This window comes from Rhodococcus sp. PvR099, assembly GCF_017833315.1.
GTDB lineage: Bacteria > Actinomycetota > Actinomycetes > Mycobacteriales > Mycobacteriaceae > Rhodococcus_G > Rhodococcus_G oryzae.
Genome location: NZ_JAFIBV010000001.1, coordinates 5513132 through 5534598, shown reverse-complemented (window position 1 = coordinate 5534598; position 21467 = coordinate 5513132). Strand labels below are relative to the sequence as shown.

Sequence of the window (21467 nt, the reverse complement as noted above, 5' to 3'; positions counted from 1 at the left end):
ACTGGAGCAGGCACCGACAGGAGGAACACCATGGACCTTCCCGACACCGAGACCCTGCGGACGATGGCCGAGACGGCGTTGCGCGCATGCGGTGCCCGTGACGAGCACCCGTCGTCCGATGGCACCCTGCTCGCCCGCACCCCGATCACCGGCGGAGTCCTGTGCCGGCTGACGCCGTCCACACCGGCGCAGGTCGCCGACGCCATCACCGACGCGCACGACGGATTCCTCCAGTGGCGGACGGTGCCGGCACCGCAGCGTGGCGCGCTGATCCGACGGCTCGGCGAACTGCTGACCGAGCACAAGTCGGACCTCGCCACCCTCGTCACGCTCGAGGCGGGAAAGATCACCTCCGAGGCGCTCGGTGAGGTCCAGGAGATGATCGACATCTGCGAGTTCGCGGTCGGCCTGTCCCGCCAGCTGTACGGCAGGACCATGGCGTCCGAGCGCCCCGGACACCGCCTGATGGAGACCTGGCATCCGCTGGGCGTGGTCGCGGTGATCTCCGCGTTCAACTTCCCTGTGGCGGTGTGGTCCTGGAACACCGCGATCGCCCTGGTGTGCGGGGACACCGTGGTGTGGAAGCCGTCGGAGCTGACGCCGCTGACCGCGATCGCGTGTGATGCATTGCTGCGCAGGGCCGCCGAGGACGTGGGCGCGCCCGCCGGGGTCCATCGCCTTGTCCTCGGCGCCGGTCCCGTCGGTGAGCAGCTCGTCGACGACCCGCGGGTCGCCCTTGTCAGCGCGACCGGGTCGGTCCGGATGGGCAGGGAGGTCGGACCGCGGGTCGCGCAGCGCTTCGGCCGGTGCCTGCTCGAGCTCGGCGGAAACAACGCGGCCGTGATCGCGCCGTCTGCAGACCTCGACCTGGCCGTGCGGGGGATCGTGTTCTCCGCGGCAGGCACGGCAGGCCAGCGGTGCACCAGCCTGCGCAGGCTGATCGTGCACTCCTCGATCGCCGAGGAGACGATCGAGCGGGTCGCGACCGCCTTCCGGCAACTCCGCGTCGGCAACCCACTCGAGGCGGACACCCTCGTCGGTCCGTTGATCCGCGAACGATCGTGGGAGGCCATGACGGTCGCGCTGGACAAGGCCAGGGCGGACGGCGGCACCCTGGTGTGGGGCGGCGAACGGGTGGAGGCGGTCGGCGGCCACTACGTCTCCCCCGCGCTGGTCCGGATGCCCGCGCAGACCTCGGTGGTGCGCGAGGAGACCTTCGCCCCCATCCTCTACGTGCTCACCTACGAGGCCCTCGACGAGGCGATCGCGCTGCACAACGATGTGCCGCAGGGGCTTTCGTCCGCGATCTTCACCACCGACCAGCGCGAGGCCGAACGGTTCCTCGCGGCGGACGGCTCCGATTGCGGGATCGCCAACGTGAACATCGGCACCTCAGGAGCGGAGATCGGCGGTGCATTCGGCGGCGAGAAGGAAACCGGGGGCGGCCGCGAGTCGGGATCCGATTCGTGGAAGGCCTACATGCGGCGCGCCACCAACACCGTCAACTACTCCGATCAGCTTCCGCTCGCGCAGGGGGTGAAGTTCGGCTGATCGACTTCACCCGTTCGTCATAGTCTGCTCGCCCTGCCGGGTCGACGGACGTCACCGCCCGGTTCCCGCCGATCACCCGGCGCACCAGGGTGATCAGCGCTTCGGGGGCCAGCGCCAGGCCGACATCCAGTGCGGCCAGGTAGCCGGGCACCGGGGTCTGCGCGCGCCGCGTCGACACCGTGCGCACGACCGCCGCCGCGATGTCCTCGGGGTCGACGGTCGGCAGCCCCTTGCCGAGCGGGAGCCCAGAGGTCAACGTCGTCCGCACGGCACTGGGCAGCACCGTGGACACGCTGACGCCCGCCTCCGCGAACTCGAGGCGGGCCGTCGAGGAGAGTCCGACGGCGGCGAACTTGCTGGCGTTGTACACGGCCAGCCCCGGGATCGCGATCTTGCCCGCGAGCGAGGCGACGTTGACGATGTGGCCGCGGCCGCGTGCGACCATCGCGGGGGCCACCGTCCGCATGCCGTGGATCAGCCCCCACACATTCACGTCGAGGGTGGTCTCGCCGATCTCGTCCGGTTCGTCCAGGAAGGCGGCCACCGGCATCACGCCTGCGTTGCCGACCAGGATGTCGATCGGGCCGAGATCGGCGATGACGCCTGCGACGCAGGCATCCCACGACGCCCGGGTCCGCACGTCGAGCGTGTAGGCCCGTGCCGCCGAACCGATCTCGGCCGCGACCTCGTCGGCCGCGCCGCGATCGAGGTCGGCGACCGCGATCAAGGCGCCGCGCGCGGCCATGGCGTGTGCGGTCGCACGGCCGATGCCACGGCCCGCTCCGGTGATGAGGACGACCGCACCGCGCAGATCGATCTCGGGATACTTCATCGCGTCTCCATCTCGTATGCACGCTCGTCGAACTCGCCGAGCCTGGTCTTCATCCGCGCCGTGGACCACGGCCAGTTGAAACTGTTGCGCCCGTTCACGTCCAGGAAGTAGCTCTGGCATCCGCCGGCGTTGTAGACGGTGGTGGCCAACGCCTGCTGCACCTCGGCATTGAAGGCCGCCTGCACCTGCTGGCGGGTCTCCATCCGGGTCCAGTTGCCGTCCTTGGCCGCGGCGATCGCCTTCGCCAGGTATCCCAGCTGCGCCTCGAGGATCATGAACGCCGAGGTGTGGCCGGTGCCGAGCGCCGGGCCCAGCAGCACATAGGCATTGGGGAAGCCGGCGATCGTGGTGCCGAGGTAGGCCTGCGGGCTGCCCTTCCAGTGCTCGTCGAGGCTGCGGCCCTCACCGTCGAAGATCTTGCCGCCGATCGGCATGTCGAGGATGTGGAAGCCGGTGCCGAAGATGATCGCGTCGACCTCCCGCTCGGCACCGTCGGCCCCGACCACGGTGTTGCCCCGGACGGAGGCGACCGCGTTGGCGTGCACCTCGACATTGGGGCGGGTCAGCGCCGGGTAGTAGGTGTTCGACAGCAGCATGCGCTTGCAGCCGAGGGTGTAGTCGGGCGTGAGTGCCTTCCGCAGCTCCGGGTCGCGCACCTGGGCACGCAGCTGCACCTTGCCGATCTGCTGCACGATCCGCAGGATCCACGGGTGCCGGAATCCGAGCCCGAGCGCCTCCATGATCGAGTACTCGATCGCGCGCAGGGCGCGATGCGCGCCCGGGACACGGCGCATCACCCAGCGTTCAGCCTTCGGCACGTGATGGTCCGGCTTCGGCAGCACCCATTGCGCCGTGCGCTGGTAGAGGTGTAGCTCCCCCACGGTCGGTGCGATCGCGGGCACGAACTGCACCGCGGAGGCGCCGGTGCCGACGACCGCGACGCGCTTGCCTGCCAGGTCGTAGTCGTGATCCCAGCGCGAGGAGTGGAACACCTTGCCGCCGAAGGTGTCCAGGCCGGGGATCGGCGGCACCAGCGGCTCGTTCCATGGCCCGACGGCCGCGACGACGGAGTTCGCGGTGAGCGTGCCCGTCGAGGTCTGCAGCACCCAGCGGTGGGCGGGCTCGTCCCAGTCCGCGCGGATCAGCTCGGTGCCGAATCGAACGTGCGCGTCGACCCCGTGTTCAGCGGCGGTGCGGTCGATGTAGCCGCGGATCTCGTCCTGACCCGCGAACAGCCTGGTCCACTCCGGATTCGGCGCGAACGAGAACGAGTACAGGCCGGACGGGACGTCGCAGGCGCACCCGGGGTAGTCGTTGTCGCGCCAGGTGCCACCGACCGAGTCGCCCTTCTCGAGGATCGCGAAGTCCGTGATCCCCATCCGTCGCAGGGTGATCCCGGCGCCGATGCCGGAGATGCCGGCCCCGACGATGAGGACCTCGAAGTGCTGTTCCTGTGTCATGCGAGCGCCTTTCGGGTCGTGCGGAGGGCGGCCTCCAGCGTGGCCAGACGCCTGCGGTCGTCCATGAAGTTCGGGCCCATCACGGCCAGGTCCTCGGCGGTGGCGTCGAGCCGGATGACCCGGGTGCCGGCCGCCTCGACGGTGGTGATCTCCGCGTCCAGGCCCGCGCTCATCCAGCTCCGCAGGACCAGTCGTTCCGCGCGGGCGGCTCCCCTGGCGCGGACGGGGCCGGTGGAGGCCATCGGCGCCAGCACCACCAGTTCGTCGAGTTCGAGCGGGGCGAGGACGTCCGCGGACGCGGTCGAGGCGGCGCCGCCGTCGACGTAGCGGCGGCCCTTGATCCGGACGGGTGGCATCCAGCCCGGGATCGCCCAGGACGCGCGGAGCGCCTGCGACAGTGTCGCTTCCGGCGCACCGGGCGAGCCGAACGCGACGCGGGCTCCGGTGTCGTAGTCCATCGCGACGAGCCAGGTCGCGGGGTGCGGGACCCAGGAACGGTCGGGGTTCAGTCCCACCGCGAGCCGGTGCAGCCAGGACGCGTCACCCCCGCCGGGCGGCAGCAACCCGCTCAGTGCCGTCACCGGCGCCACCTCATGGCGCAGGCCCGCGCGCACCAGCTTCGGCGAGCCGAGCCCGAGTCGAGGCAGCGGCGGCACCCGGCCGGGGGCGTCCGCCAGGTGATCGCGCAGCGCCGGATGGGTCGGCTGCTCCCCCAGCTGCATGGCCAGGATCTCGTCCACGCCAACCCCGCTGCCGAGCATGGTGACCAGTTCCGCGCCCGCCGAGGTGCCGACGAGAACGTCCGCCTCGCGGGGGTCCCAGCCGAGGCTGTCGCGCACCGCCACCAGCGCGGCAACGGTCCAGGCCGCGCCGAGAGTTCCGCCGCAACCGATGACGAGGCCGCGACGGAGTTGTCTGTCACTCGAAGTCATATTCAGAAACTAACAGTATTTGGATACGATGGGTATACCAAGAGTGAGAATTTTCGAGAGGACCGCAAATGGCACGCTTGACCAGGTCGGAGAGCCAGGCCCAGACCAGGACCAATCTGATCGCGACCGCCCGCGACCTGTTCCTCGCCGACGGGTTCGCCGCGACCTCGCTCGAGAAGGTCGCCGAGGAGGCCGGCTACTCCAAGGGCGCGGTGTACTCGAACTTCCGCAACAAGAACGAGCTGTGCCTGGAGGTGCTCCAGCTGATCCACGTCACCAAGGGCGCCGAGGTGGCCGAGGTGATGTCGCGGCAGGCGCCGCTGGAGGAACGGCTGACGGCGTTCGAGGACTGGGCGCAGCGCACCCTCGGCGATGTCGGCTGGACGACGCTCGAGTTCGAGTTCATCGTGCTGGCGCGCCACGACCCGGAGCTGCGGGCCGCGCTCGTGGCCAGTCTCGACATGGCGCGTGGCATCGTGGCGGCCCTGCTCGATGCGCTCACGGCGTCCGGGGAGGTCACGCTCCCGATGTCGGTGGACGACGCCGCGACCAGCGTGCTGAGTATGGGCGTCGGCCTCGGCATCCAGCGCGCCATCGACCCCACGATCTCGACCGGCATCGTCACCCGAAACCTCCGCGCGCTTCTCACTGCTGCCGGCCCCGCGGATCTACCCTCACAGGCGTGACGAACTGGCCCGAGCTCGCGCGCGAGATCGCCGACGACGTGCTGTACCCCGCCGCCGACAGCGTCGATGCCGACGGCGAGATCCCGCTCAGTCACTTCGAGGCGCTGGCCGCGGAGGGCTTCTACGGCCTCGCCGCACCGACCGAGTTCGGCGGACCCGGTCTCGGTATCGACGACCTGGTGGCGGTGGTGGAGACGCTGTGCGGCGGCTGCCTCGCCACCTGTTTCACGTGGATGCAGCACCACGGCGTGGTCGCGGGGCTGGCGTCGAGCCCGAATCATGATCTGCGCGATGAATATTGGGACGGGTTGATGGACGGGTCGGTCCGGGCAGGCGTCGCCTTCGCAGGCGCCATCCCGCAGCCGCCGCTCCTGTACGCGCGCCGCGTCGAGGGCGGGTACGTGCTCGACGGCGTCGCGCCGTTCGTGACCGGCTGGGGCATCGTCGACATCCTGCAGCTGAGCGCCCGCGACGAGTTCGACGATTCGATCGTGCACGCCATCGTCGACGCGGCCCCCGGCCAGGGCGTGTCGGTGGAAGAGCTGCCGCTGATCGCCGCGCGCGGGAGCAACACCGTCCGGATGCGGTTCGACGGCTTCGAGGTGCCGGACGAGCGGGTGAGCAAGGTGGTGCCCCAGGAGGAGTTCGCCGCCGGTCAGGGATTCGGGTCCTGGCTCAACGCGTGCATGGCGATGGGCGTCGCCCGGCGCTGCCTCACCGAGCTCGGCGAGCGGGGCGTGGACACCACCGGATTCGCGTCGGAGGCGACGGCGGTCCGGGCGAATCTCGATGCCGCACTCGGCGGCCGGTTCGACCTCTTCGCGGCGCGGGCCCAGGCCTCCGAGCTCGCGATCCGGGCCGCCGCCGCGCTGGTGACCGCGACGGGCAGCTCCGCGGCCGTCAGCGGCGCCACCGCCGAACGGCTGATGCGCGAGGCCACATTCACACTGGTGGCGGCGTCGAGGCCGCAGATGCGAGCGGCCTTGCTTGGCGAGCTCGGGGCTGACGCCGCCGGCGTCTGAACCGTCTCGACGCGGCGGCCGATCGCCACTACCCGCCGGTGCCGATGACGGTCCTGAGGGTGGCGAGCTGCTCGCCGGTGAGATCCACGGGCTGCAGCACCGCGTTCCATCCGTCGACGTACTCGGACGTGTACTTGTGGCCGTGACCGCCGGGAACGCCGGTGGAGAACGGCAAGTCTGCGGTGATCTGCCAGAACGTCACGAACGGTATCCAGACCATTTCCTCGAGCACGTCCCGCCCCGGCGGCTGACCGATCCAGTCCGGCTCACTCAAGATCAGGTTCGGACTCCACCAGACGATCGGGTCCGAGGGATGCATCAGGTACAGAACGCGGCTGCCGTCCCAGGGGCTCCCCTCGGGGGGAATCCCGGCCTCGGGGTCGTTGCTGAATCGCACCGTTCGCCCGTCCTTGTAGACGGGCTCGACCTCCGGGCTCCCCGGCTCACGCCGGTCGCTGAACTCGCGGAACAGCGTGTTGAAGTTGGGAGGGCCGGCGAACAACGTTCCCGAGGTCCGGTTGCGCAGGTCGTACTCACCGCTGAAGGCGGTCTCGCCGCCGAACGAGCCAAGGCTCTCCCCCGCGACGAACAGCCGGGGACGGGCATCCTGCGGCAGTTTCGACCACACGTCGTAGACCGCGTCGAACAGATCGCGGCCCGCCTCCCTGGCCTTCGATTGATCGACCAGGTAGGAAATCCACGACGGCAGGTACGAGTACTGGATCGCCACGGTCGCCGCGTCGCCACCGGTGAGGTACTCGAAGCTGTCCACCAGGGCCGGATCCACCCAGCCGCTCCCGGTCGTCGTCACCACGAGCAGGTTGGCGCGCTGGAAGCCTCCGGCACGGCCGAGGTCCTCGACCGCCAACGCCGCCCTCGACTCGGAATCGTCCGACGACGCCAGCCCGGCGTAGCTGCGAATCGGTTCCAGGGCCGGGTGGTCGACGAACTGGCCGATCTGATCGGTGGTCGGACCTGCGCCGATGAAGCTGCGTCCCTGCCATCCCAGCGAATCCCACGGCACCACTGAGCCGGGGCCGCCTGACCGGAGGCCGGTCGCGGGCTGCTGGACACCTTCCGGAGTCATCGTGTCGCGCAACGAGAACGCCCCGTTCGCGACGCTGACGAGGCCTCCGAGCAGCACTCCCGAGACCACCGCGTAGACGATTCCGGCAATCAGGAACCACCCGACAACGCTCGCCGCCCGCTGGCCGATCCACCGGTCGAGCCGCCGCGCGCTCCAGCGATACATGCCGCGAATGCCGCGCCCGATCGCAATGAGGAGACAGAACACCACCGCCGCGACGACGGGCGCGAGCACCACCAGCGGAACGTTGTACTCGGTGACACCCATCAACGCGCGGATCTGGTGCTGCCAGTACTGCCCTGCCGCGAACGAGACTGCGAACAGCACCACCGCACTGACGAGGAAGACCAGCCACGAGCGACGTCCCGGGCGCCGAGCAGCTCTATCGGCGAACGCGCGCCACACGAAGGCCGCGAACACGCCCAGCCCGTACCCGATCGCGGCGGTGATTCCACAGACCACCCCTTGCAGCACACCCCCGCGCGGGAGCAGCGACGGCGTGAACGACAGGCACGCGAAAACGAGTGCACCCCAGCACCCGGGCAGCGTGACATAAAGCAGCTTCCTGTGCTCACCGGACTCGGGCGTATCCACGACCGTCGACACCATGGCCACCTCCGCCTACCGCAACGGCTTCTCCCAGCCGGAGCTCGGAATCCAGGTCCATACCGCCCAGATGACGAATACATCGAGGACGATGATCAGGCCGGCCCACCCCGGGGCGTAGGGAAGCCACAGGAAGTTGACCACGATCGACAGTGCCGCGATGACGATCGCCAACGTCCGCGCCCATATCCCGGCCCGGAACAAGGCGACACCCACCAGCGCGATCACCACACCGAGGGCGATGTGGATCCAGCCCCACGCGGTCAGATCGAGCTCGTAGGTGTAATCGACGCCGACGGTGAAGACCTCGTCGGTGCCGACCGCAGCCAACCCCTGAAGAACCTGGAGCACGCCGACGGCAACCAGAAGCACCGCGGCCCCGATCGAGGTGCCGGCGGCGACCTCCTGCTTGACGCTCGACTTCTCGGACACGACGGTTCACCTCTCCGGACTCGGATGCAGTACGCCTCCCTCAGTGTGCGCCCAGTGTCGGGGGCCCGAGGCACTATGGACACCATGGACACGGTGCTCGGCAGGTTCTCCGCCCCCACCCGGGAGTGGTTCGCCGGCGCCTTCCCCGCGCCCACCGCCGCCCAGCTCGGGGCCTGGGACGCCATCGCCGACGGCTCGCACGCGCTGGTCGTCGCGCCGACCGGATCCGGCAAGACACTCTCCGCGTTCCTGTGGGCGCTCGACCAGCTGGCCGCCCGCCCGCACGACGATCAGCGCCCGCCTGGCACCACCGTCCTGTACGTCTCGCCGCTCAAGGCGCTCGCGGTGGACGTCGAGCGGAACCTGCGCGCCCCGCTGGTCGGCATCACCCAGACCGCCAAGCGCCTTGGCCTGACGCCGCCGGAGATCACCGTCGGCGTCCGTTCCGGCGACACCAGCCCCGCGGATCGCCGTGCCCTGGTGCGCACACCCCCCGACATCCTCATCACCACGCCCGAGTCGCTGTTCCTCATGCTCACCTCGGCGGCCCGCGAATCGCTCGCCACCGTGCAGACCGTGATCGTCGACGAGGTGCACGCCGTCGCGGCGACCAAACGCGGTGCACACCTGGCTCTCTCGCTCGAGCGGCTCGACATGCTGCTCCCCCGTCCTGCGCAACGGATCGGGCTGTCCGCGACGGTCCGCCCGCACGAGGAGGTGGGCCGCTTCCTCACCGGGTCCGCGCCCATCCACATCGTCTGCCCACCCTCCCCGAAGACCTTCGACCTGACCGTGCGGGTACCGGTCGAGGACATGACCGAACTGGGGGTCACGACACCGGACGAGAATTCCGTTTCCCCGGCCCCACAACAGGGTTCGATCTGGCCGCATGTGGAGGAGCAGATCGTCGACCTGGTCCTCGAGCACCGGTCCTCGATCGTGTTCGCCAATTCCCGCCGGCTCGCGGAGCGGCTCACCGCCAGGCTCAACGAGGTCTATGCCGACCGCCTCGGCGCCCCGGTCGAGACCGTGCACAAGCCGGCCTCGCTGATCGGCTCCACCGCCGAGGTGGGGCACGGCGCCGAGGCGCTGCTCGCCCGCGCCCACCACGGCTCGGTGAGCAAGGACCAGCGCGCGCTCATCGAGGACGACCTCAAATCCGGGCGGCTGCGCTGCGTGGTGGCCACCAGCAGCCTCGAGCTCGGAATCGACATGGGCGCGGTCGATCTCGTCGTGCAGGTGGAGGCGCCGCCCTCGGTGGCGAGCGGGCTGCAGCGGGTCGGGCGAGCCGGGCACCAGGTCGGGGAGATCTCCAGGGGGGTGCTCTTCCCCAAGCACCGCACCGACCTCATCCACTGCGCGGTCACCGTGGAACGGATGACCGCGGGCCGGATCGAGGCGCTCGCGGTCCCGGCGAACCCGCTCGACATCCTGGCCCAGCACACCGTGGCCGCCTGCGCCCTCGACCAGCTCGACGTCCAGTCCTGGTTCGACGCGGTCCGCCGCACCGGGAACTTCGCGACACTGCCCCGGTCCGCGTTCGACGCCACCCTCGACCTGCTGGCGGGCCGCTACCCGTCCGACGAGTTCGCCGAGCTGCGCCCGAGACTCGTCTGGGATCGCGACGCCGATGTCCTCACCGGCAGGCCCGGCTCACAGCGGCTGGCCGTCACCTCCGGCGGAGCGATCCCGGACCGCGGACTGTTCGCCGTGTACATGGTGGGTGAGAAGGCCTCCCGGGTCGGCGAGCTCGACGAGGAGATGGTCTACGAGTCGCGGGTGGGCGACGTCTTCGCGCTCGGCGCCACCAGCTGGCGGATCGAGGAGATCACCCACGACCGGGTCCTCGTCAGCCCGGCCTACGGCCTGCCCGGCCGGCTCCCGTTCTGGCACGGTGACGGCCTCGGCAGGCCCGCCGAGCTCGGCGCGGCTCTGGGCGAGTTCCTGCGCGAGATGTCACTCGGCGCGGACACGGATCTGCGGGCCCGCCTGGCCGACCAGGGCCTCGACACCAACGCCACCCAGAACCTGCTCGCCCTCGTCGAGGAGCAGCGCACCGCCACCGGACAGGTCCCCACCGACCGCACCCTCGTGGTCGAGCGGTTCCGCGACGAGCTCGGCGACTGGCGACTCGTGCTGCACTCGCCCTACGGGCTGCCGGTGCATGCGCCCTGGGCCCTCGCGGTCGGCGCCCGGCTGCAGGAGCGGTACGGGATCGACTCCGCGCCGACCGCATCCGACGACGGCATCATCGTCCGGCTACCGGACACCGAGGACGCCCCGCCCGGCTCGGAGCTGTTCGTCTTCGATCGCGACGAGATCGCGGACATCGTCACCGAGCAGGTCAGCAACTCCGCGCTGTTCGCGTCCCGATTCCGCGAGTGCGCCGCCCGTGCCCTGCTGCTGCCGCGGCGCAACCCGGGCAAGCGGGCGCCGCTCTGGCAGCAGCGACAGCGCTCCGCCCAGCTGCTCGACGTCGCGCGCAAGTTCCCGACCTTCCCGATCCTGCTCGAGACCGTCCGCGAATGCCTGCAGGACGTCTACGACCTGCCCTCCCTCACCGCCCTGTTCGACGGCATCGGCCGCAAGCAGATCAGGCTCGTCGAGGTCGAGACGCCGTCGCCGTCGCCCTTCGCGGGGGCGCTCCTCTTCGACTACGTCGGAGCGTTCATGTACGAGGGCGACAGCCCGCTCGCCGAGCGACGGGCCGCCGCCCTGTCCCTCGACTCCACCCTGCTCGCCGAGCTGCTCGGCCGGGTGGAGCTGCGCGAACTGCTCGATGCCGACGTCATCGACCTCACCGAAGGCGAACTCCAACGCCTCGTCCCCGATCGCAGGGCAAAGGATCTCGAGGGGGTCGCGGACCTGCTGCGCCTGCTCGGGCCGCTGACCGACTCGGAGATCGCGAACAGGACGCACGGTGATGCCGCGCTCTGGGTCCGCGAGCTCGAAGCGCAACGTCGGGCCATGCGGGTCGGCTTCGCCGGCGAGCAGTGGTGGGTGGCGATCGAGGACGCGAGCCGGATGCGCGACGCGCTCGGCGTGCCGCTGCCGATCGGCACCCCGGCCGCGTTCATCGAACCGGTCGACGACCCGCTCGGCGACCTCGTCGCGCGCTACGCCCGCACCCACGGACCGTTCTCCCTCGCCGACGCGGCCGCCCGGTTCGGACTCGGGACCTCCGTGGTCCGGGACGTGTTGCGCCGCCTCGCCGCCGACAAGCGCGTGCTGGAGGGCGAGTTCCGGCCCGCAGCCGCGGGCAGCGAGTGGTGTGACGCCGAGGTGCTGCGGCGGCTCCGGCGCCGCTCCCTCGCCGCCGCCCGCAAGGAGGTCGAGCCGGTCGAGCCGTTCGCGCTCGGCCGCTTCCTGCCCGACTGGCAGCACATCGGCGGCGGCCTGCGCGGAATCGACGGGGTGGCCGCGGTGATCGAACAGCTTGCGGGCGTACCGATCCCCGCCTCCGCCTGGGAACCGATGATCCTGAGTTCGCGGGTGCGCGACTACCAGCCGGCGATGCTCGACGAGCTGACCGCCACGGGCGAGGTGCTGTGGTCGGGCGCAGGCGCGATCTCCGGCAGCGACGGCTGGGTGTGCCTGCACCCGGCCGATGCGGCGCCGCTGACGCTGGCCCCGCCCGTCGACACGGAGCTGTCCGAGCAGCAACGCCAGATCCTCGACGCGCTCGCGTCGGGTGGCGCCTACTTCTTCCGGAACCTCTCGGACCTGATCGGCGGGACCGACGACGCCGCCCTCGCGGCCTCGCTGTGGGAGCTGGTGTGGGCCGGCCACCTCAGCAACGACACCTTCGCTCCCCTGCGTGCCCTGTTGTCGGGGCCCTCGCGCTCGACGCCGAGCCACCGGGCGCCGCGCCGGGCACCGCGAGCCCGGCCCTACCGCGCCCTCGCCCGTCCGGCGTTGCCGAGCCGGACCGGGCCGCCCACCGTCGGCGGACGGTGGTCGCTGCTGCCCGAACTCGAACCCGACCCGACCATCCGGGCACACGCGCGGGCGGACGTGCTGCTGGACCGGTACGGCGTGCTCACGCGGGGATCGGTGGTCAGCGAATCGGTCCCCGGTGGCTTCGCCCTGATGTACAAGGTGCTGCGGGGTTTCGAGGACAGCGGGCGGTGCAGACGTGGGTACTTCGTCAACACCCTTGGCGCCGCACAGTTCTCGACCTCCGAGGTGGTCGACCGGCTGCGGGCCTACGGCGACCGGGTCGGCCCGGCCAACGCACCAGCCGCCGTGACCCTCGCCGCGACGGACCCGGCGAACCCGTTCGGCGCCGCGCTGGCCTGGCCCGCCACCGCGGGCGGGCACCGGCCCGGCCGCAAGGCGGGCGCCCTGGTGGTGCTCATCGATGGGGAGCTCGCGCTGTACGTCGAGCGCGGCGGCAAGACCGTGCTCACCTTCACCGATGATCCCGGCGCATTGCACGGTGCGGCCGGATCGCTGGCCGCCGTGGTGGACCACGGCGGCGTCGACAAGATCGTCATCGAGAAGGTCGACGGCGAGTCCGTGCACACCAGCCCCCTCTCGCCGGTCCTCGTCGAGGCCGGTTTCGCGGCGACTCCGCGCGGCCTCCGCAAGCGGGCCCTCCATGCCCGAGGGTGACACCGTCTGGCAGGTCGCGGGGCAGCTCCGCGCCGCGCTCGCGGGCCGGCCGCTCACCGTCTGCGACATCCGGGTGCCGCGCTTCGCGACCGTCGACCTCACCCCTGGACCGGTCGACGAGGTGGTCAGCAGGGGCAAGCACCTGCTGATCCGGGTGAGCGGGCAGACCGTGCACACCCATCTGAAGATGGAGGGCGCCTGGCACGTCTATCCCGAGGGCGGACGCTGGCGGAGGCCCGCGTGGCAGGCGCGGATCCTGCTGGGCACCACCGACTTCCTCGCGGTCGGGTTTCAGCTCGGCATCGTCGAGGTCCTCGCCAGGGACGAAGAGGAGCGGGCGGTCGGTCATCTCGGGCCGGACCTGCTCGGCCCCGACTGGGACCCCGACCGCGCCGCGACGAATCTCGCCGCCGACCCCGCCCGCACGATCGGCCTGGCCCTGCTGGACCAGCGCGTGATGGCGGGCATCGGCAACGTCTACCGCAACGAGCTGTGTTTCCTGCGCGGAGTGCACCCGGCGACCCCGGTGGCCGCCGCAGGTGAGCCGCACGCGTGGGCCGAACTCGCGCACCGACTACTGGTGGCGAACCGGGACCGCGTCGTGCGCATCACCACCGGAGACCGCCGGCGCGGCCGCAGCACCTGGGTGTACGGCCGTTCCGGCAGGCCCTGCCTGCGCTGCGGCACCCTCGTCAGGGGCGGGGTCCTCGGCGACGGAACCCACGAAAGCGAACGGCAGATCTTCTGGTGTCCGCGCTGCCAACCGTCGGCCTGAGCTACGGACGGCTCGCCCGGTCCAGCAGGCCGAGGCAGTGCCGGATCAGCGTCTCGCGGGGCACGGTGACCGTGCCGTCGAGGTAACCGATGAACAGACTCGTCAGGGCCCCGACGAGACCGAGCGCACGCAGGGTCCGTTCGTCGGGATCGGCGACGCCTTGCAGTTGATCCTGCACCAGCACAACGAAACTCGGGGCGAGTTCCAGGCCGCGCCCGCCCAGTGCGGGTTCCCGCAGCGGCGCCAGCAGCAGGACCCGGCCTGCTTCGGGGTGGTCGAGGACGAGGGCAACGAACGCGCGGACGGCGAGTTCCGCGATCTCCGTCGGCGTCTCGGCGCCCGCGACCGCGGACACCAACGCGTCGCGGGCCCGCTCACCGACCTCCGCGTACACACCGCGGATGTAGGCGTCGCGGTCGTCGAAGCTCTCGTAGAAATACCGCTCGGTGACCCCGGCCGCGCGGCACGCCGCGCGCACGCTCACCGCGGGCCCGCCTGCCACACCGAGCAGATCCACCCCGACCTCGAGCAGGCGCGTCCGTCGCTGCAGACGGCGCTGATCGAGGCCGGGGCGGTCGGTGGTGCTCATCGGACCCAGTGTATTCGGGCCCGGTCGATCACATGTGGGTGCCGCCGTCGATGCGAATCTCGGTCCCGGTGACGAACTTTCCGTCGTCGGAGGCGAGCATCGCGATCACGCCTGCGACGTCCTCCGGCGGCGCGAAGCCCTCGCCGATCCACGGGTAGAGCTTGCCGATCAGAGTCGGGTCCAGGTCGTGCTCCGGGAAGCCCGGGTTGCTGGTCATGCCGGAGGCGATGCTGCCGGGCTCGACCGCGACAGCGCGCAGGCCGGCCTTGGCGTACTCGAGGGCGATGGCATGGGTGAAGGACCGGATGCCGCCCTTGGTGGCCGCGTACGCCGCCATGTACGGGTGCGCGAACGACGCCGAGGTGGAGCTGAAGTTCACCACGACACCCTGACCGTTCTCGACCAGCGCGGGCAAGGCCTCGCGGGTGACCAGGAAGGTGCCCGTGAGGTTGACGCCGATCACCTTGTTCCAGAAGTCGAGGCTGGTCTCGTGCGTGTGCGAGGCGCGCAGGATGCCCGCGGCGTTGATCAGCACCTGCAGCCCGCCGAGGTCCTTGATCGCGCCGCCGATGGCCTCCTGTACCGACGCCTCGTTCGAGATGTCGACGACGACGGTGGTCAGGCGGTCCGCGGCCCCGGCCTCCTCGGCGCGGGCGCGCGTGACCGCGAGCCCCTCCTCGGACACATCGGCGGCGGCGACCACGCCGCCCTCCGCGAGAATCCGGGCGACCGTCGCCTGACCGATGCCGGATCCGGCCCCGGTGATGAGCGTCTTGCGGCCCTCGAAGCGGTTCATGAACTGATCTCCTTCTACTGGGTAGTGGTGTGTTCCCGGTCTCAGCTGCACGTTACGCCGAGATGGCACAACGTGCCATGATGGTGTCCATGGCGGACCCCGGCGCACAAGCCCCCCTCCCTCTCACCGAGCGACGGCGACTCCAGACCCAGCTCGAGATCGCACACTGCGCGGCCGAGCTGTTCGCCGCGCGGGGCGCGTCCGCGGTCACCGCCGAGGACATCGCGACCGCCGCCGGAATCAGCTTGCGGACCTTCTACCGGTACTTCCGGACAAAGGAAGAGGCGGTCACCCCGATGCTCGCCGGCGGGGTCCGGGATTGGATCCACGACCTGGCCCGTGGCCCCCGCGACCTCCCGGCGGCCGAGGCACTCGAGCGGTCCGCGCGCCGCGCCCTCTCCCGCACCGACCGGGCAGGCGTCGATTCACTGCGGCTGACGCACGAGCTCTTCCGGGCGATTCCCGGCGACCCCGGACTCGAGTCCGTCTGGTTCCGGATCGTCCACGACACGGAGGAGTCGCTCGTCGAGGTCCTGCGCGACCTGATGGGCCCCGAGGCCGACCCGCTGGACGTGCGGCTGATGGCGGTGGCAGGCAACACCGCGATGCGCATCGCCATCCAGACCTGGGCGGATTCGGATGTGGCCGCCGGAAGCGACGGCACTCCCGCCGAGATCGTCGCGCGATGCATCCGGACGCTCACCGCCGGTCTGCGTACTCCTCAGGGATGACACGACTCTCAGCGAGTTCACACCTGGCGCTGATGTGCGTCAAGGGTTCGCTCGCGATCCTTGAGACATGATCACATTCCCGCTCGTCTTCATCGTCCTGACCGCCATGGCCGTGTCCGGCCTCGCCGCGCGTTCGGTTCCCTCGACCGTGGTCCGCACGCGTTGACCCGACCGGACGTGGAAAGCTCTACGTCCATGGAGCGAACCCCCTTGGACGTCGAGGACTCTGCGAGCCGGATCAGCGCGTACGTCTACGGCAACGTCCTGGTGCTCGCCGCCCTCATCCCGCTGCACGACGCCAGCACCTCGCACGCCGCCATGGTGGTCATCGGCACCGTGCTGTCGACCTTCATCGCGCACGCCTTCGCCGAGTCGGTCGGCAGGAGCGCCCGAATCGGGCGCCCGCTGACCCGATCCGAGCACTTCGAGGAGCTCCGCGACTCGGTGCCGGTGCTGACCTCCGGGCTCGTCCCGGCAGCAGTGGTCGGGCTCGACGCCCTCGGCGTGCTCGAGGGGCAGACCGCGCTGTTGCTCGCCGAAATCTGGGTGGTCAGCCGCATCGCCGGCCTCGGCATCGTCATGACCCGCCTGCGCGGCGAGAAGCTCAGCAGGCACACCCTGGTGGCCTGCAGCCTGCTGGCCTTCGTCGCGATCGCCGTGGTCGCAGTGAAGCTCGTGCTGACGCACTGACCCCCGGCGCAACCGATCAGCGCGAGATCGGCACCGGCTCCAGGATCTCCGCCCTCGCCTCGGGCGCGGCGGCCCGCAGGGCGTCCGCCGCGGAGTCGTCGGGCTCCGCCTGCGAGTGGACCTCCGCCTCGACCCGCGCCCGATAGGTCTCCACCTCCCGGTCCACGGTGGCCGCGTCCCAGCCGAGGACCGGCGCCACCAGCTGCGCGACCTGCTCGGCGCAGTTCACCCCGCGGTGCGCGTACTCGATCGAGATCCGGGTACGCCGCGCGAGGATGTCCTCGAGGTGCAGCGCGCCCTCGGCTGCGGCCGCGTACACCGCCTCGACCTGAAGGTAGTCGGGCGCATCGGTGATCGGTTGCAGCAGTTCCGGGGTATCCGTCGCGAGCCCGAGCACCTCGTGGATCAGCGAACCGTACCGGTCGAGCAGGTGCTTGACCCGGTACGGGTGCAGCCCGTACTGCTCACCGACCGCTGTCGTCTGGTTCACCAACGCGAAGTATCCGTCCGCCCCGACCAGCGGCACCTTCTCGGTGATCGAGGGCGCGACGCGGGCCGGAATGTCCTCGGAGGCCATGTCGACGGCGTCCTCCGCCATCACCCGGTAGGTCGTGTACTTGCCACCGGCGATCGCCACCAGTCCCGGCGCGACCCGCGCCACGGCGTGCTCACGCGAGAGCTTGGACGTCTCGTCGCTCTCCCCCGCGAGCAACGGCCGCAGCCCGGCGTACACGCCGTCGATGTCGTCGTGGGTAAGCGGCGTGACCAGCACCTTGTTCACGTGGCCCAGGATGTAGTCGATGTCCGCCTTGGTGGCGGCCGGATGGGCGAGGTCGAGATTCCAGTCGGTGTCGGTGGTTCCGATGATCCAGTGGTTTCCCCACGGGATCACGAACAGCACCGACTTCTCCGTGCGCAGGATGATCGCCGCCTCGCTGACCACCCGGTCGCGGGGCACCACGATGTGCACGCCCTTGCTCGCACGCACGCGGAACCGCCCACGCTGGTTGGAGAGCGCCTGGATCTCGTCGGTCCACACACCGGTCGCGTTGATGACGACGTGACCGCGGACCTCCGTGGTGCTGCCGTCCTCCGAATCCCGCACCCGCACACCGGAAACCCGGTCGGCCTCGCGCAGGAATCCGACCACCTGCGTCGAGGTGCGGACCACCGCGCCGTAGTGCGCGGCGGTGCGGGCCACGGTCATGGTGTGGCGGGCATCGTCGACGACGGTGTCGTAGTAGCGGATCCCACCGACCATCGAGTTCCGCTTGAGGCCGGGTGCCAGGCGGAGCGCGCCCGAGCGGGTGAGGTGCTTCTGCGCAGGCACCGACTTGGCGCCGCCCATCGTGTCGTAGAGGAAGATCCCGGCCGCCATGTACGGACGCTCCCACACCCGGTGGGTGATCGGGAACAGGAACTTCAACGGCTTGACGAGGTGCGGGGCCAGCGTCGACAGCGAGAGCTCGCGCTCGCGCAAAGCCTCACGCACCAGTCCGAATTCGAGCTGCTCGAGGTAGCGCAGGCCGCCGTGGAACATCTTCGACGACCGCGAGGAGGTGCCGGAGGCGTAGTCGCGCGCCTCGACAAGGGCGACACGCAGCCCCCGGGTGGCGGCGTCGAGCGCGATGCCCGAGCCCACGACTCCGCCACCGACGACGACGATGTCGAATTGCTCGGATCCCAGCTGGTCCCACGCATCCTTGCGCTGTTGCGGGCCCAGAAACTGTGCTCCCGATTGCTTGCTCAACGCATGCTCCTGTGAGTTGTCGACGAATCAGCACCAAGGCTAGGCCATGTCGACCGGTCTTCGCTGCCTCGAACGGGTGGTATGCAGCACCGGGACGACGCCTGGGAAGGGCGCCGTCTCACGATCGACGTGAATTGTGAGGCGCGCTTTAGTAGCTTTTAGCCGTGTATGTCGCCGCGATCGACCAGGGCACCACCTCGAGCCGATGCATGATCTTCGATCATGACGGGCTGGTGGTCGCCTCCGCTCAGAAGGAACACGAGCAGATCTTCCCTCGTGCGGGGTGGGTCGAGCACGATCCGGAGGAGATCTGGCGGGCCACCCGCGAGGTCGTCGCGGCCGCCCTGGCCAAGAAGGATCTGACCCGGCACGACATCGCCGCGGTCGGCATCACGAACCAGCGCGAGACCACCGTGGTCTGGGACCGCCGCACCGGCAAGCCGGTGTACAACGCGATCGTCTGGCAGGACACCCGCACCGACGAACTCTGCACCGAACTCGCCGGCGACGAGGGCCCCGGACGCTACCGCGAGCGCACCGGGCTGCCCCTGTCCACCTACTTCTCCGGCCCCAAGATCCGCTGGATCCTCGACAACGTCGAGGGGGCCCGCGAGCGAGCCGAGGCGGGCGAGCTCTGCTTCGGCACGATGGACACCTGGATCCTGTGGCACCTCACCGGCGGCGCGGACGGTGGGCTGCACGTCACGGATCCGACCAACGCGTCCAGGACCATGCTGATGGACCTGCGGACGCTCGAATGGGATGAACAGATCTGCGCCGAGTTCCGGATCCCGACCTCGATGCTGCCGCAGATCCGCAGCTCCTCCGAGGTGTACGCGCAGGTTCGCGAGCGCGGCATCCTGGCCGGGGTGCCGATCGCGGGCATCCTCGGCGACCAGCAGGCCGCCACCTTCGGGCAGGCCTGCCTGAGCGTCGGTGAGGCCAAGAACACGTACGGCACCGGCAACTTCCTGCTGCTCAACACCGGCACCACCCCGATGCCGAGCAGCAACGGGCTCCTCACCACCGTCTGCTACCGGATCGGCGACGCGCCCGCCGTGTACGCGCTCGAGGGTTCGGTGGCGGTCACCGGATCGCTCATCCAGTGGCTGCGCGACAACCTCGGGATCATCAACTCCGCCAAGGAGATCGAGGGACTCGCCGCCAGCGTGGAGGACAACGGTGGGGCATACTTCGTGCCCGCGTTCTCCGGTCTGTTCGCGCCGAGGTGGCGCCCCGACGCACGCGGGGCGATCGTGGGGCTGACCAGGTTCGTCAACAAGGGGCACCTCGCGCGGGCCGCGCTGGAGGCCACCGCCTTTCAGACCCGTGAGGTCCTCGAGGCGTGCCTCGCCGACTCCGGTGTCGAGCTGACCGCCCTGAAGGTGGACGGCGGCATGGTGCTCAACGAGATCCTGATGCAGTTCCAGTCCGACATCCTCGACGTCCCGGTGATCCGGCCGGTGGTCAACGAGACCACCGCCCTCGGCGCCGCCTACGCCGCGGGGCTCGCGGTCGGGTTCTGGGCGGGCGAGGACGACATCCGCAAGAACTGGGCCGTCGGGCGCACCTGGAAGCCCACCATGGCCGCGGCCGAGCGTGATCGGCTGTACCGGGAGTGGAACAAGGCCGTCGAGCGGACCTACGACTGGGTCGACTAGGCCCCCCTGCGCTCAGCGGCCTCTGTGCGCCGCCGCCAGCCGGCCGACCGCATCGCTCAGGGTCGACTCGTCGTTGGTGGTGAAGCACAACCGCGCGGTGCCCCGATGGTCACCACCGACGGCAAAGGCCGATCCGGGCACGAACGCGACGCCGTGGTCGAGTGCGGCAGGCAGCAGCAGCCCGGTGTCGGTGCCGTCGCGGAACTCGAGCCAGCAGAACATGCCGCCGCCGATCTCGGTCGCGGACACGGCGTCACCGAACGCGCCGGTGACCGCGGAGGCGAGCGCCCCGGCGCGGGCGCCGTACACGGCGCGGATCCGCGCCAGGTGCCCGGCCAGCCACGGTCCGTCGGCCAGCATGGTCGCCGCGATCTGCTGGGTCAACGCCCCGCCGCACAGGTCCGCGCCCTGCTTGACCAACTCGACGGCGTCGCAGACCGCGCGCGGGCCGCGCAGCCACCCGACCCGTAGCGCGGGTGCCAGGATCTTCGACGCGCTCGAGAGCCGGATGACCCGGTCGGAGTGGTCCGCGACCGGTGCGGGCGGCGCGCCGTCGAACCAGATCTCGCCGTACGGGTCGTCCTCGATCACCCAGAATCCGTACGCCTCGGCGAGTGCGGCGAGGTGCCGCCTGCGCGCGACGGACATCGTCGCGCTTCCGGGGTTGTGGAAGTTGCTCACCGTGTGCACCAACGTGGGCCGTTCGCCCGCGGCGAGGAGCTCCTCCAGGTGGTCGGTGCGCATCCCGTCCGCGTCGAGCGGCACCGTCAGGATCCTCGCCTCGGCGAGGCGGAGCACCTGGAGGGCCCCCGTGTAGGCGGGTTCCTCGACGACGACCGTGGCGCCGGGGTCGAGCAGCACCTGGGCGAGCAGGCTCAGCGCCTGCTGGGACCCGTGGGTCACCACCACCTCACGCGGGTCCACCGAGCGCGATCCGGCTGCGGACTCCCGCGCCGCGATCACCTCGCGCAGGCCGAACCAGCCCGCGGTCTCGGTGTACTGGACCGCGTCGGGTCGCGCGAGCACCGCCTCGCTCGCCTCGCGGATCCGCTCCCGAGGGATGAGCTCTGGGTCGGGCAGCCCGCCTGCCAGGCTGACGATCTCCGGGCGGGCGGTGATGGTGAGCAGATCCCGGATCGCCGAGCTGCGCAGCCCGTTCATACGGCGTGCGAACGCGGGGTGCGGGGACGGGGACATGAGACCTCCCGGGGCAGGCGGGGACAGGACGAGGCAGAAACACCTGGTCGTCCCGG

General features: G+C 70.6%; 17 protein-coding genes. 8 read left to right on the top strand and 9 right to left on the bottom strand.

Translation table 11 applies throughout. The features are described 5' to 3' along the window. Nucleotides 1-30 precede the first annotated feature (30 nt). Nucleotides 31-1551, top strand: coding sequence for an aldehyde dehydrogenase family protein (locus JOE46_RS25530; RefSeq protein WP_209928822.1), 1521 nt, complete (start codon nucleotides 31-33; stop codon nucleotides 1549-1551). Here the strand turns inward: JOE46_RS25530 and JOE46_RS25525 are convergent. The 3 genes from JOE46_RS25525 to JOE46_RS25515 are packed head-to-tail and all read right to left on the bottom strand — an operon-like array spanning nucleotide 1502 to nucleotide 4775. After that, nucleotides 1502-2383 carry an SDR family oxidoreductase gene (locus tag JOE46_RS25525; RefSeq protein WP_097210501.1) on the bottom strand — a complete coding sequence of 294 codons (882 nt, stop codon included), beginning with the start codon at nucleotides 2381-2383 and terminating at the stop codon, nucleotides 1502-1504. The genes JOE46_RS25530 and JOE46_RS25525 overlap by 50 nt on opposite strands. Then, nucleotides 2380-3843: an NAD(P)/FAD-dependent oxidoreductase gene (locus tag JOE46_RS25520; RefSeq protein WP_209928820.1), complete on the bottom strand. Its 1464-nt coding sequence runs from the start codon at nucleotides 3841-3843 to the stop codon at nucleotides 2380-2382. Before JOE46_RS25520 ends, JOE46_RS25525 begins: the two co-directional genes overlap by 4 nt. Continuing rightward, complete coding sequence (locus JOE46_RS25515) at nucleotides 3840-4775, bottom strand: patatin-like phospholipase family protein (RefSeq protein ID WP_097210499.1); 936 nt, start codon at nucleotides 4773-4775, stop codon at nucleotides 3840-3842. The genes JOE46_RS25520 and JOE46_RS25515 overlap by 4 nt, the downstream gene beginning before the upstream one ends. Before the next feature lie 68 nt (nucleotides 4776-4843). Between JOE46_RS25515 and JOE46_RS25510 the strand changes: the two genes are divergently transcribed. Beyond that, nucleotides 4844-5461: a TetR/AcrR family transcriptional regulator gene (locus tag JOE46_RS25510; RefSeq protein WP_209928819.1), complete on the top strand. Its 618-nt coding sequence runs from the start codon at nucleotides 4844-4846 to the stop codon at nucleotides 5459-5461. After that, nucleotides 5458-6483: an acyl-CoA dehydrogenase family protein gene (locus JOE46_RS25505; RefSeq protein WP_209928817.1), complete on the top strand. Its 1026-nt coding sequence runs from the start codon at nucleotides 5458-5460 to the stop codon at nucleotides 6481-6483. Before JOE46_RS25510 ends, JOE46_RS25505 begins: the two co-directional genes overlap by 4 nt. Nucleotides 6484-6511: 28 nt before the next feature. On the opposite strand, the gene JOE46_RS25500 is transcribed toward JOE46_RS25505, so the two are convergent. Beyond that, on the bottom strand, nucleotides 6512-8179 hold the full coding sequence (locus JOE46_RS25500; RefSeq protein ID WP_209928816.1) for an alpha/beta-hydrolase family protein: 1668 nt from the start codon (nucleotides 8177-8179) through the stop codon (nucleotides 6512-6514). Nucleotides 8180-8191: 12 nt separating this feature from the next. Continuing rightward, nucleotides 8192-8608, bottom strand: coding sequence for a hypothetical protein (locus tag JOE46_RS25495; protein ID WP_097210496.1), 417 nt, complete (start codon nucleotides 8606-8608; stop codon nucleotides 8192-8194). Between the two features lie 84 nt (nucleotides 8609-8692). Between JOE46_RS25495 and JOE46_RS25490 the strand changes: the two genes are divergently transcribed. Together JOE46_RS25490 and JOE46_RS25485 are read left to right on the top strand one after the other, a co-directional pair. Beyond that, entirely contained in the window at nucleotides 8693-13222 is a 4530-nt protein-coding gene (locus JOE46_RS25490) for an ATP-dependent helicase (protein WP_209928815.1), read from the top strand. Continuing rightward, nucleotides 13209-13997, top strand: a complete 789-nt coding sequence (locus JOE46_RS25485; RefSeq protein ID WP_209928814.1) for an Fpg/Nei family DNA glycosylase — start codon at nucleotides 13209-13211, stop codon at nucleotides 13995-13997. The genes JOE46_RS25490 and JOE46_RS25485 overlap by 14 nt, the downstream gene beginning before the upstream one ends. Nucleotide 13998: 1 nt before the next feature. Here the strand turns inward: JOE46_RS25485 and JOE46_RS25480 are convergent, their stop codons facing one another. Next, a complete protein-coding gene (locus JOE46_RS25480) occupies nucleotides 13999-14586 on the bottom strand; it encodes a TetR/AcrR family transcriptional regulator (RefSeq protein WP_209928812.1) in 588 nt (195 codons plus the stop codon). A 28-nt stretch (nucleotides 14587-14614) separates the two neighbouring features. Beyond that, complete coding sequence (locus tag JOE46_RS25475) at nucleotides 14615-15382, bottom strand: SDR family NAD(P)-dependent oxidoreductase (RefSeq protein ID WP_097210492.1); 768 nt, start codon at nucleotides 15380-15382, stop codon at nucleotides 14615-14617. A gap of 62 nt (nucleotides 15383-15444) precedes the next feature. On the opposite strand from JOE46_RS25475, the gene JOE46_RS25470 reads away from it, so the two are divergent. Both JOE46_RS25470 and JOE46_RS25465 read left to right on the top strand, forming a co-directional pair. Then, a complete protein-coding gene (locus JOE46_RS25470) occupies nucleotides 15445-16113 on the top strand; it encodes a TetR family transcriptional regulator (RefSeq protein ID WP_245221173.1) in 669 nt (222 codons plus the stop codon). A gap of 195 nt (nucleotides 16114-16308) precedes the next feature. Continuing rightward, nucleotides 16309-16803 (top strand): hypothetical protein, encoded by a 495-nt coding sequence (locus JOE46_RS25465; RefSeq protein WP_097210491.1) that lies wholly within the window; start codon nucleotides 16309-16311, stop codon nucleotides 16801-16803. 16 nt (nucleotides 16804-16819) lie between these two features. Here the strand turns inward: JOE46_RS25465 and glpD are convergent, their stop codons facing one another. Continuing rightward, nucleotides 16820-18553 carry a glycerol-3-phosphate dehydrogenase gene (glpD, locus tag JOE46_RS25460; protein WP_097210490.1) on the bottom strand — a complete coding sequence of 578 codons (1734 nt, stop codon included), beginning with the start codon at nucleotides 18551-18553 and terminating at the stop codon, nucleotides 16820-16822. Between the two features lie 164 nt (nucleotides 18554-18717). On the opposite strand from glpD, the gene glpK reads away from it, so the two are divergent. Continuing rightward, entirely contained in the window at nucleotides 18718-20214 is a 1497-nt protein-coding gene (gene glpK / locus JOE46_RS25455) for a glycerol kinase GlpK (protein ID WP_269588349.1), read from the top strand. 12 nt (nucleotides 20215-20226) lie between these two features. Here the strand turns inward: glpK and JOE46_RS25450 are convergent, their stop codons facing one another. Further along, nucleotides 20227-21411: a PLP-dependent aminotransferase family protein gene (locus JOE46_RS25450; RefSeq protein ID WP_245221172.1), complete on the bottom strand. Its 1185-nt coding sequence runs from the start codon at nucleotides 21409-21411 to the stop codon at nucleotides 20227-20229. Nucleotides 21412-21467 lie beyond the last annotated feature (56 nt).